Source organism: Streptomyces sp. (assembly GCF_035563135.1).
Classification (GTDB): Bacteria; Actinomycetota; Actinomycetes; order Streptomycetales; family Streptomycetaceae; genus Streptomyces.
The window spans coordinates 1-10,898 of sequence record NZ_DATMVN010000777.1 but is presented as its reverse complement, the minus strand read 5'-3'; the positions used below and the strand labels follow the sequence as shown (position 1 = coordinate 10,898).

Below are 10,898 nucleotides of genomic sequence, written 5' to 3'. Positions count from 1 at the left end.
CCGCACGGTCGTCGACCACGTGTCGTTCGAGCTGGAGCCCGGCACGGTGACCGGCTTCCTCGGCCCGAACGGTGCCGGCAAGAGCACCACGATGCGGATGATCACCGGCCTGGTGCCGGCGTCCTCCGGCACGGCGCTCGTGGCCGGCAAGCCCTACACGTCGCTGCCGAACCCCGGGGCCGTCATGGGCACGCTGCTCGACGCCGCGGCGGTGCACCCCGGGCGTACCGGCCGCACGCACCTGCGTCTGCTGGCCTCGACAATCGGCGTCGCCGCCGAGCGGGTCGACGAGGTCCTGGACCTGGTGGACCTCACCGCGGCGGGCGGTCGCCGGATCGGTGGCTACTCGCTGGGCATGCGGCAGCGGCTGGGGATCGCGGCGGCGCTGCTGGCCGACCCGCCGGTGCTGATGTTCGACGAGCCGGCCAACGGCCTGGACCCGGAGGGCATCCGCTGGATGCGCGACCTGCTCCGCGGCCACGCCGCGCGTGGCGGGACGGTGCTCCTGTCCAGCCACCTCCTCGGCGAGGTCGAGCACACCGTGGACCGCCTCCTGGTGATCGGTGGGGGCCGGGTCGTCGCCGACGGTCCCATCCACGAGCTCCTGGCCGGTGACGGGACGGCGGTGCGGGCGGCCGACGCGGTCTCCTTCGAGACCGCACTGTCCGCCGCGGGGCTCGAGGTCCAGCACCGGGACGGCTCCTTGGTCATCCCGGGTGCCAGCCCCGAGCGCATCGGCTCGCTGGCGGCAGCCGGCGGTCACGCCCTGATCGACCTGCGCCCCTCGGAGCAGGGCCTCGAGGAGCTCTTCTTCCAGCTCACGGACGCGTCATGACCAGCACCCTCCCCCACCCGACCTCCTCCATCTCACAGCGAAAGGCAGCAGCCATGAGCACCATCCAGGCCCCGGTCATCTCGGACACCAGGTCGCCGGCCCGACGAACCGGCCCGTCCTTCCCGGCCCTGACCGGCCTCGAGATCCGCAAGTCCCTGTCCACCCGCTCCGGGAAGTCCGTCGCCGCACTGGCGGCGCTGGTCGGCCCGCTCGGCGTCCTGCTCGCCACGGTGACGAGCGGCAGCGGGGTCGCGGCCCCGGAGGCCCTCGGGATCATGGGCATGCTGATCGCCCTCGTCCTGCTCGCCCTCGGCGTTCTCTCCACCGCCGGGGAGTGGACCCACAAGAGCGTCCAGACGACGTACCTGCTGGTTCCTCAGCGGGGACGGGTCCTCGCCGCGAAGGCCGTGGCCATGGCCATGCTCGGGCTGGTGCTCGCCGGTCTCGGCGCCGCCGGGGCGGTCGGAGCGCTCGCCGTCTTCACCAGCGGGGTCGAGTGGGTGGGCACCGGCCTGGCGGTGGCCACCGTGATCGCAGGAGGAGCCGCCTTCGCGGTGATCGGCGCCGGGATCGGGGCCGCGGTGGGCAACTCGGCCGCGGCGATGACCGGGACCTACCTGACGATGCTGGGCATCCTGCCGGTGCTCAACTCGGTCCAGCCGGAGATCGCGGAGAAGCTGGACCCGGCGAGCGCCATCGTGACCCAGGCGGAGACCGACCTGGCCATGACGCCGATCGCCGTGATCGCCGGGTGGGTGATCGTCTCCACGATCGCGGGCATCGTCGTCACCCGCCGCCGGTCGGTGGCCTGACCGCACCACCGCACCCGCCGACGGGCGACGGTGCACGTGCAGTACGCAGACGCTGGGCTGGGGTCTCCCGCCCAGCGTCTTCGCGTGGGCGGTCGTCGAGTTGCTGGGCGACGTCTTCGAGGGTCGTGTCCCGCCCCGGGTCTGTCGGAGGCGGGACGGGGCCGGTGCGCCCGGTGTGCCGCCGCCTGCATGCGCGGCGGCCTACAGCCGGAGTTGCTGAGCGCTGCCGGCGGTGGCAGACCCCGTCGTGGCGGGACGCCGTCTTCGCCGTCGTCGGCGACAGCCGGGTGGCGGCGGAGCGGCTGGCGGTGCCGGTGGACGAGGCCGCTCGACGGATCGCCGCTCGGCCTGGCCTCGGGTTCACCTCGACGAGGGTCGTCAAGGGCCGAACGGGCCTTCGGGCCCCCCGGAGCTCCTCCGTGAGCCTGCCAGGCCAGCTGACCTGCGATGTTGCGGCGAGCTGGTGACCGGGATCGGACCGGCATGGCCACCTGGGCTGTCACCTCGCGCACCGGGCGGACCGCACCTCCTGGCGCCACGATGACATCTCGACCGCTTCCCTCCTCCTCGCCGCTCTGACTGCTGCGCCCTGCGTGTTCGTTCATTCCTGCGGCAGCCCGGTTGCCGTCGACACCGAGACGTCGATGCCCGGCCTGCGCCCCGCTCCTGCGCTCCGCTGTGCGCGGGCCGGGCGAATCCAGAGGTACCCCGCTGCGGCCTACTCGAGTTTCCGGGCCGCGACCTCTTCTATCGCCACGATGATCTCGGGGTTGTAGTCCGCGGGCTCCCCCGGCGTGTACCGGACCCAGTCGAGTCCGCGGCGGTAGTGGAAAGCGCCCCGACGCAGGTGCAGGTCCCAGTCGACCGGTCCGCCGGCGTCCACGCCGACGCTGATACCCGTGAAAGGAGACATGCTCAGGAGTTGCGGCACGGACGCGATGCCGAGGACCTGCCGCCGGCCCAGCGAGGCGGTGATCCGCCAGCGCATCTCCTCCAGCGCCTCGAAGTCCACGGTGACCATGATGCGGCCCGGATCCAAGGGGTCCTGGGCCGCGGCGCGGACGACGTCGCCGTAAGCGTTGAAGGTGAAGCGCAGTTCGCCGTCCTCGACGAAGAGCACGTACCCGCCGCCCTGGTCGCCGTGCGCGAAGATCACGCCCTCGTCCCCGGCCGCGAAGTCCAGTGACGCCTCGACGGTGAAGGACCTGAGCAGCGTGAGCTTGCTGGACCGGAAGCGCTCGAGGACCGGCGTCCCGGGGTAGATCGTCACCGGCTCCGACAGGATCGACTCGCTGGAGGGGCGGACCCGCCGCATGCGCCCGGTGTCGTCGAGCGGGAAGACGGTGTTGAACCAGGCCGCTCTCCGCCACTTCTCGGCCATGTCGGCGACCGTCCCCGGCCGCGCAGGAGCCAGGTTCTCCGTCTCCGCCGGATCGGCGTCGATGTCGTAGAGCTCCCAGCTCTCGTCCGTGAACGGCCGGCCGGGCATGTGCGGCGCGACGATCTTGAGCCCGTCCTCGAAGTAGCCCCGCTGCCCGCCGCACTCCACGTACTGGGTGAGGTGGGACGTCCGCTGCGCCGGGTCCCGCAGCAGGTGGTCGAAAGGAACGCCGTCGACCTCCTGGACCGGGCGACCGTGCGTTGCCGTCGGGCGCTCGACGCCGGCCAGGGTCAGCAGCGTCGGGGCGAGGTCGGTGACGTAGGTGTACTGGCGTCGGACTCCCGCGTCATCGCTGTCCCGTGGAAGCCCGTCCGGCCAGCTCAGGACGAACGGGACATGGATGCCACCGGCGTAGGCCTGGCTCTTGTACAGGCGGAACGGTGTGTTGGAGACGTGTGCCCAGCCCTTGGGGTAGTGACCGTGCACCTGTGGCCCGCCCAGGAGTTCGAGCGGTCGCGGCACGTCCCGGACCCAGTCATCGGGAAGCCCCGCCGTGTACACGAACTGGCTGAAGTAGCTTCGCGTCCCCTCGACCCCGCCTTCAGCAGTGGCCCCGTTGTCGCTCGTGATCACGAAGATGGTGTTGTCGTACTCGCCGATCCGCTTCAGGTGCTCGACCAGCCGGCCCACGCTCTGGTCGATGCCGTCCACCGCAGCGGCGTAGACCTCCATGTGCCGGGCAAACAGCTCCTTGCGCGCGTCGTCGAGGCTGTCCCACGGCAGGACGCCCTGGGTCTCCCGGGGCCCGGACGCCGACAGCTGCGTGTCGTCGGGGAAGAGCCCGGTGTCGATCTGGCGGCGGAACCGGGCGAGACGGGTGGCGTCCCAGCCGGCGTCGTACATGCCGCGGTACTTCGCGATGTCCTCCGCCTTGGCCTGCACCGGGCCGTGCACGGCGTGGTGGGCGAAGTAGAGGAAGAAGGGCTTGGCCGGATCATTGGCGCGCAGGCCGTTGATCATCTCGAGGGCCCGGTCGGTCAGCACGTCGGTCAAGTAGCGGTCGTCCGGCCAGTCGGCCGTGAACACCGGGCTGTTGTCGCTGACCAGTCGGTGCGGGTGGTACAACGCCGTGAACCCGTCCAGGGAGCCGAAGTAGCGGTCGAAGCCCCGCTGCACCGGCCAGGACGACTTGTCCGCGCCGTCGTGCATGTGGGCTTCCTTCGTCAGGTGCCACTTACCGACCATGAAGGTGGCGTAACCGCCGGAGCGGAAGGACTCGGCGAGCGTCGGGACGTCGTTCGGGAGCTCCATGTTGTAGCCGGGGAAACCCGGATCCACGTGCGGCACCGAGGCGAATCCGGCGCGGTGCGGGTTGAGCCCGGTCATCAACGCCGCACGCGACGGCGCGCAGAGCGGTGTGCTGTGGAAGTTGGTGAGGCGGTAGCCCTCGTCGGCCAGCGACTGGATGTGCGGGGTGTCGATCTCGCCGCCGAAGGGCGATATGTCGCTGAAGCCCATGTCGTCGACGAGCACGACGACGACGTTCGGCGCGCCCGGCCGGGCCCGCCGGGGGGCCGGCCACCACGGGCGGGACTCGGACCGCATCTCGCTGACGACGCCCCCGAAACCCTCGTACCCGCGGGTGGGGAGATCGGTCCGGACGGTTTGATCCACGCGTCTCTCGCTTCCTGCTGATGGCGGGGCACATCGGCGCCCCGCAGATTTCCCTGAGGCCGTCCTGAACGCACGGCTTCCATTGCGGGATGGAGCAGAACGGCGGCCACCCGAGCCGCCGGTGTCAGGTGCGCTCGCCGACCCGGGCCACGACAACGACGTCCGTGACGGTCACCGGGGTTCCTTGCGCCTCACTCGTCGGCGCCGAGCAGACCGGGCCAGCCGAGGAAGGTGGTCTCGAACTCGCCGGCGAGGTGGACGTCGAACTCGTAGCCCTTGTCGGTGCGGCGGGCCAGCATCGTGGCGCGCTGCTCCGGGGACAACCGCACCAGCAGCTCGTCGGCGTCGTTGTCCTCGTCCGGGAAGTACAGGCACGTCACCGCGGGGCGGATCATCCTGCTGGTGTTGAGCAGGAACGTCAGGTGCGGCGCTCGGCCAGGAGTCGGCCGCGGTTTCACGGTGGTGATCTCGTACACGCCGTCCGGGCCGGTGAACGATCTCGTCCAGCCCTCCGGCTGGCAGGACTCGATCGACGTGAACCCCACCGGCTCGCCCAGCCCGTTGAGCACCCGGCCGGTGACGGTGATGCGGGCGCGGCCGTCATCGGTCTCCACCGTCGAGCGCACCGGCATGCCCAGGGTGACGTACGGGCCGAAGATGGTGCGAGGGGTGCGGACGAGCTGGTCGGTCGGAGTGGCGCTGTCCGGGTCGTCTGCGGTCGTGGTCATCTCAGTGCTCCGGGGTTGCGTACATGCCGCCCAGGACGATGTCCCACCGGTAGCCGAGAGTGACCCCCGGAATGGCGGCTTCCCAGTCCAGCCGGCACAGCAGCCGCTCCCGCGCCTTCTGGTCGGGGATGGTCGCCACGACCGGATCCTGGTCGAGAAGCGGATCGCCGGGGAACTGCATCTGGGTGACGTAGCGCTCGGTCAGGCCGCGGCCGGTCAGGCCGAAGTGGATGTGTTCCGCACGCCAGGCCTGTGGATGCGGCATCCAGGGATAGGAACCTGGCTTGATCGTCGTGAACGAGTACCAGCCATCGGCATCGGTGAGCGTGCGGCCCGCGCCGGTGAAGTTGGGGTCCAGCGGCATGGGCGTCGGGTCGTTGTCGTGCACGTACTTCCCCGAGGCATTGGCCTGCCAGATCTCCACCAGCATGTCGCGCGCCGGACGCCCCCAGCTGTCGGTGACCCGCCCCCGGACCACGATCTGCTGCCCCATCGGCACGCCGTCGTGCTGAGACAGCAGGTCGTTGTCCGTCGGGCCGACCTCACCCCATCCATAGACCGGCGCGGAAGCGTCGATCAGCCGGGAAGGGACGATGACCAGCGGCTTCTTCGGGGTCCAGACCTGCGCTTCCAACGGAGGTCTCGCGAACACATCGGGAAGGTCGGTGTGCCATGGCTCGGTGTACGCGCTCAACGCACATTCCTCTCTGCTCTGCCGCGTCGATGGCGAGAGGTCGACGCTGGCAGTGGCTCCTGTCGACGAGTGGTGGCGGGTAGCGGCGGAGCCGCTCCTCGATGCTGTGAACTGCGCCGAATGGCCGGCCGGACGGGGGGACGACGGGTGGCAGACGGCCGGCGGGACCACACCCCGCCGACTGCCCGGCCCGGTCACTCCTTCGTGAAAGCGTGGAGAGGAGGCGTGCCGCCCAGCGTGCCGGTGATGTTGACGCAGTCATCGAGGGCCCAGGGCACATCCGGCTGGCCGAACGGCGCGTACCAGGCGTTCTCCACCAGGAACGCGTTGATCTGCTCGTAGATCTCCTCCGAGTCCTCGTAGTCGGTGACCGCCCGCTCCGCCAGCAACGCGGTCAGCTCCGGGTCCTCGTTGTGCAGCGGATTGAAGGGGCCGGTCACTGGCAGGTGGTTCGATATCGTGCTCACCTCGGGGTGCATGGGCACCTTGTAGACGAACATGGGGAACTCGCCGCGAAGGATGCGAGGGACGTTCTCCGCCCGCGGAACAGGCAGGGTCGTGACCCGGATGTTCAGTTCCGCGAGCTGCTGCACCGTGATGGCGGTGTACTCGTCCTGGTATCCGACGACCTCCGGCATCGTGACATCGAACCCGTCGGCGTAACCGGCCTCCGCCATCAACTTCTTCGCAGCCGCGACGTCGTAGTCGTAGTGGTCCACGAGGTCCTCGTCGAAGCCTGAGGTGGTGGGGCCGAAGATCTGGGAGTTCGCCACACCATGGCCGTTCCAGATCGACTGCGCGATCCCTTCGCGGTCGAAGACCATGTTGATCGCCTGCCGTACCCGCACATCTCCGAGCGCAGGGATCTTCGTTCCGGCACGGTCCATGAAGTACACACCGCTCCACACGTTGGGGAAGGCCTCGACGTGCGCACCCGCCGACTCCGCCTGCTCGATGCTGGCCAGCCTGACCTCAGCGCCGTCGATCTGCCCCGACGCGAGCGCGTTCAGCTGCGCCGTCTCATCCGTCATGATCAGGAATTCCAGCTCGTCGTAGGGGTAGGCGTCCGGGTTCCAGTAGTCGGGGTTCCGGTCGTAGATGAGCTTGCTCCCGGTCACCGACTCCTCCATGTTGAGCACATAGGGCCCACTGCCGACCGGCTGCGTGTCCATGGTCGGGGAATCGATCGACGCCGGGCTCACCAGTGCGCCCCCCGCGTCCCCGAGCGTGTAGAGCATGCCCGGATCCGCAGCCGGCAGCGTGAGGACGAGAGTCAGCTCGTCCGTCGCCTCCAGGTCGACACCGGCCAGCCGTGACGACGCAGCTCCGCCGCCGTCCCGGAAGGCCTCCAGGCTGCGCTTGGCAGCTTGCGCATCGACCGGAGCCCCGTCCGTGAACGTCATGCCCTCGCGCAGCGTCAGCGTGAGCACCGTCTTGTCCTCGTTGTACGTCCACTCCTCCGCAGCGCCCGGTGACGTGGTGCCATCGACGTTGAACGTCAGCAGGGTGTCGAAGACCGCCCGCCACTGCAGCCAGGCATGCCCGTTCCCGACGTGCTTCCTGAAGTCCCAGCCGCTGACCGTGTTGTTCAGAGCCAGCGACAAAGTGCTGTCGCAGCTCTCTCCCGACGCGCCGGTGTCCTCACCACTGTCGCCGCCGCACGCAGTGAGAAGGAGTACCCCGCTCAGGCTCAGCGCGACCGTCGCACGCGCACCGCGGGCTGGCCGCATCGCTGGGAAGAACCGTTGACGGGGCACGTGCCCACCTCCATGAGTGTGATCGGAGCCACCAGGGTCGAGCCCACTACGCCCATCTGTAAAGCACCGCTTTCTCGGAAGAGTCTTGAGAAAAACTCATGTGCTCTATCGTCCCCACCATGCCGTCGCTGAGCTCCCGGGTCACGTTCCGCCAGCTCGAATACGTGCTGGCGGTCGCCGACGCGGGGACGGTGACCGGCGCTGCCGAACAACTGAACGTCTCGCAATCGGCCATATCGCTGGCCCTCTCGGAGTTGGAGCGAGTCCTCGGCGTGCAACTGTTCTTACGGCGCAAGGCCAAGGGCGTCGCACCCACCGACGCGGGGCGGACCATGCTCCCGGAGATCCGCCGCCTCGTCGCTCAGGCGGATGACCTGCATTCCATGGCGCGGAGTCTCGGAGAGGCCATCGAGGGCACGCTGCATCTCGGCTGTTTCCCGACGCTCACGCCGTTCGTCATCCCTCAGGTCCTCAGGGAGTTCCCTCGGCGCTACCCGTCCGTCGACATCGACCTGTTCGAGGGCTCGGTTCAGGACCTGCAGCAACGACTGCTCGACGGGCGGTGCGAGGTCGCACTCATGTATGGCAGGGGCGTCGGCCTCGACGTCGCTACGACGCGGCTCCACACCCTGCGGCCGTGCGTGATCCTGCCTGCGGATCACCCGCTCGCGCGCCATGACGACCCGATTGCGCTCGTCGACCTCCGCAACGAGCCCATGGTCATCCCGACCATGGCAGGGGGCGAGGACTGGTTCCGCTCGATCCTCCGCGGCGCAGGCATCGAGCCCAAGGTGCGGTTCAGGACGACGACCGCCGAATCAGTGCGCTCCCTCGTTGCGAGCGGCGCCGGGTTCTCCATGGCGCCGCACCGGCCTTCGCCGATGACGTATGCCGGGCCAGCGCTGAAGTACCTCGACATCGCCGACGACGTACCCAGCATCGACATCGTGCTGGCCCAGGCCCGGTCGGCCCGACTGACCCGCAGAGCTCGCGCCTTCACCGAATTCTGTCGTCAGGGGCTCGCCCCATCGGCTTGAAGGCCGGCGGCGACGACCCATCCACGCACATCGCTGGCACCCGAGTGTCCTGCCCGTAGCAGCTGCCGCGGAGAGCGTGCGTGCGGGCCGTGCCGACGTGCCGGCACGGCGAACTGGCCAGCATGGGCAGCGTCGCCGACTGCTTCGACGACGCCCTGGCCGAGTGTGTGTTGGCCACGCTGGAGTGCGAGCTGTTCGACCCGCAGCCAGGCGCCCGCGTTCGGCTCGAGGAGATCGCCCGGCAGATGGCTCGCGGCATCATCTTGATCACCCGAACGGCGGCGGGCTGCGCTGAGCAGCACGGGGAGATGCCGGCGTGACCTTTCCGCTGGTCGCGGTGGCCCCGCCCAGGACCGATCAGCGGCCTCGACCTGCGCGAACCCGGGCATCGGCGTGACCTGTTCATGACCTGTCCATCGGAGAACATGGGGGTCTTGAATGGTCAGAATCGGGGCATTCGGACGGTCCTCCAGAACTCCTCTAGTATGCCTGCCAGGTCAGCTGACCTGCGATGATGTCGTAGTCACGCATCATGCCCGCGTCGGTGAACTCGCTCTGCAGGGCCAGGATCTGAGAGCCGTCAACAGCGGTCCGCACGTCGGTCATCAGTTGCTCCTCGGGACTCGGGCGGGTGGTGTCGAGCGCTGGATCAGCCGGTGAGGGAGTGGGGGCCGAAGCGGCCCCACGCCACGACGGCCGCCAGGGCGAGCAGGGTCACGTTGACCGCGACCGCCGGGGCTTCGGACCGACGCAGGTGCGCGATGGCCGCGCCGACCAGCATCGGTACGAGTCCGACGGTGGCCATCGGCACGAGAACGGGCACGAGTCCGAGGGCGGCGGGCAGGATCAGGCCGGCCGCCGCCGAGAAGTCGAGGGCGCCGATGGCCTTGACGGTGTCCCGGACCGAAGTCGGCGGGCACGGCCGTGGCCGGCAGGGCCCCGGGCATGGCGCTGCTCGCGCGCGTCGTCAACGGCCGGCCCGGCCTCGTCATCGAGGTGGAGGGCGCAGTCGTGACGGTGCTGGCGTTCGACATCGCGGGGGATCGCATCACGCGGATCTGGGCGGTGTGCAACCCCGAGAAGCTGCGGGCGTGGACGCCGGGCTGACCGGGGTTCCCGCACAGCCTCCCCGGTCGATCGACCGGCATCGTCGTCCGGAGGCGACCTCTCCTGTCGTCCAGATGCGGGGTCGTTTCGGGACAGCAGCCGGACGCGTGCGGCTGCTGTCGTTCCTAGCGTCGGACGCATGCCCAGCAACTCCTCTCGTGCAGTCCTCCCGGCCCCTGCGCGGACGGTGCTGACTGCAACCGCGGCCGGATTGCTGGTCCTGGGGGGTGCCGCCTGCAGCGCGGCACCCCCCGAGGCCGATGTCGAGGTCACGTTCGAGCGGCCGCTGGCCATCCCACCGCTGGCCGACTCGCGGGTGCAGGCGGATGGCACCCGGGTCTTCCAGCTCACCGCGGATGAAGGCACCACCGAGTTCCTGGAAGGCACCGAGACGGCGACGTGGGGGTTCAACGGCTCCTACCTCGGCCCCACGCTCCGTGCCGAGCGTGGCGAGCGGGTCGCGGTGGAGGTCACCAACGACCTCGACGAGCCCACCACGGTCCACTGGCACGGCATGCACCTGCCTGCGGCGATGGACGGCGGGCCGCACCAGATGATCGAGCCGGGGGACACCTGGCGCCCGTACTGGACGATCGACCAGCCCGCCGCGACACTCTGGTACCACCCCCATCCGCACGGGGAGACCGAAAAGCACGTCTACCGCGGACTGGCTGGCATGTTCCTCCTCGACGACGGCACGGACGTCGCGGCCGGCCTGCCGCACGACTACGGCGTGGACGACATCCCGGTGATCGTCCAGGACAAGCGGTTCTCCGAGGCCGGTGAGCTCACGCTCGACGACAGCGGCAACGAGATCGGCACACTCGGCGGCACCGTGATGGCCAACGGAACGATCGGCGCCGTCCAGGAGGT

Annotated in this window: 12 protein-coding genes; 6 read left to right on the top strand and 6 right to left on the bottom strand. The window is 69.7% G+C overall.

Annotated features, from left to right (window positions below; all coding sequences use genetic code 11):
• Both VN520_RS34560 and VN520_RS34555 read left to right on the top strand, forming a co-directional pair.
• Window positions 1-835 (top strand): ATP-binding cassette domain-containing protein (locus VN520_RS34560; RefSeq protein WP_414720040.1); only part of this gene is annotated, 835 nt, incomplete at its 5' end.
• Window positions 836-888: 53 nt separating this feature from the next.
• Complete coding sequence (locus VN520_RS34555) at window positions 889-1,647, top strand: hypothetical protein (RefSeq protein WP_325750901.1); 759 nt, start codon at window positions 889-891, stop codon at window positions 1,645-1,647.
• A 718-nt stretch (window positions 1,648-2,365) separates the two neighbouring features.
• On the opposite strand, the gene VN520_RS34550 is transcribed toward VN520_RS34555, so the two are convergent.
• The 4 genes from VN520_RS34550 to VN520_RS34535 form a co-directional block, all read right to left on the bottom strand.
• On the bottom strand, window positions 2,366-4,702 hold the full coding sequence (locus VN520_RS34550; protein ID WP_325750900.1) for an arylsulfatase: 2,337 nt from the start codon (window positions 4,700-4,702) through the stop codon (window positions 2,366-2,368).
• A gap of 191 nt (window positions 4,703-4,893) precedes the next feature.
• Window positions 4,894-5,430: a hypothetical protein gene (locus tag VN520_RS34545; protein WP_325750899.1), complete on the bottom strand. Its 537-nt coding sequence runs from the start codon at window positions 5,428-5,430 to the stop codon at window positions 4,894-4,896.
• Window position 5,431: 1 nt separating this feature from the next.
• Entirely contained in the window at window positions 5,432-6,124 is a 693-nt protein-coding gene (locus VN520_RS34540) for a protocatechuate 3,4-dioxygenase subunit beta (RefSeq protein ID WP_325750898.1), read from the bottom strand.
• 194 nt (window positions 6,125-6,318) lie between these two features.
• Entirely contained in the window at window positions 6,319-7,728 is a 1,410-nt protein-coding gene (locus VN520_RS34535) for an ABC transporter substrate-binding protein (RefSeq protein ID WP_325750897.1), read from the bottom strand.
• A gap of 272 nt (window positions 7,729-8,000) precedes the next feature.
• Here VN520_RS34535 and VN520_RS34530 point away from each other — a divergent pair, with 272 nt between their 5' ends.
• Window positions 8,001-8,918: a LysR family transcriptional regulator gene (locus VN520_RS34530; RefSeq protein ID WP_325750896.1), complete on the top strand. Its 918-nt coding sequence runs from the start codon at window positions 8,001-8,003 to the stop codon at window positions 8,916-8,918.
• 80 nt (window positions 8,919-8,998) lie between these two features.
• Window positions 8,999-9,238: a hypothetical protein gene (locus VN520_RS34525; protein ID WP_325750895.1), complete on the top strand. Its 240-nt coding sequence runs from the start codon at window positions 8,999-9,001 to the stop codon at window positions 9,236-9,238.
• A 160-nt stretch (window positions 9,239-9,398) separates the two neighbouring features.
• Here the strand turns inward: VN520_RS34525 and VN520_RS34520 are convergent, their stop codons facing one another.
• Together VN520_RS34520 and VN520_RS34515 are read right to left on the bottom strand one after the other, a co-directional pair.
• Complete coding sequence (locus VN520_RS34520; protein ID WP_325750894.1) at window positions 9,399-9,524, bottom strand: hypothetical protein; 126 nt, start codon at window positions 9,522-9,524, stop codon at window positions 9,399-9,401.
• A gap of 43 nt (window positions 9,525-9,567) precedes the next feature.
• Window positions 9,568-9,801, bottom strand: a complete 234-nt coding sequence (locus tag VN520_RS34515) for a DoxX family protein (protein ID WP_325750902.1) — start codon at window positions 9,799-9,801, stop codon at window positions 9,568-9,570.
• Between the two features lie 62 nt (window positions 9,802-9,863).
• On the opposite strand from VN520_RS34515, the gene VN520_RS34510 reads away from it, so the two are divergent.
• Entirely contained in the window at window positions 9,864-10,025 is a 162-nt protein-coding gene (locus tag VN520_RS34510; RefSeq protein ID WP_325750893.1) for a hypothetical protein, read from the top strand.
• 139 nt (window positions 10,026-10,164) lie between these two features.
• Window positions 10,165-10,898 (top strand): multicopper oxidase family protein (locus VN520_RS34505; protein ID WP_325750892.1); only part of this gene is annotated, 734 nt, incomplete at its 3' end.

What these genes read in the sequence shown, in the direction of transcription:
- VN520_RS34545 (WP_325750899.1), bottom strand. Translation starts at nt 5,430, where the DNA reads ATGACCACGACCGCAGACGACCCGGACAGCGCCACTCCGACCGACCAG.
- VN520_RS34510 (WP_325750893.1), top strand. Translation starts at nt 9,864, where the DNA reads ATGGCGCTGCTCGCGCGCGTCGTCAACGGCCGGCCCGGCCTCGTCATC.
- VN520_RS34520 (WP_325750894.1), bottom strand. Translation starts at nt 9,524, where the DNA reads ATGACCGACGTGCGGACCGCTGTTGACGGCTCTCAGATCCTGGCCCTG.
- VN520_RS34555 (WP_325750901.1), top strand. Translation starts at nt 889, where the DNA reads ATGAGCACCATCCAGGCCCCGGTCATCTCGGACACCAGGTCGCCGGCC.
- VN520_RS34530 (WP_325750896.1), top strand. Translation starts at nt 8,001, where the DNA reads ATGCCGTCGCTGAGCTCCCGGGTCACGTTCCGCCAGCTCGAATACGTG.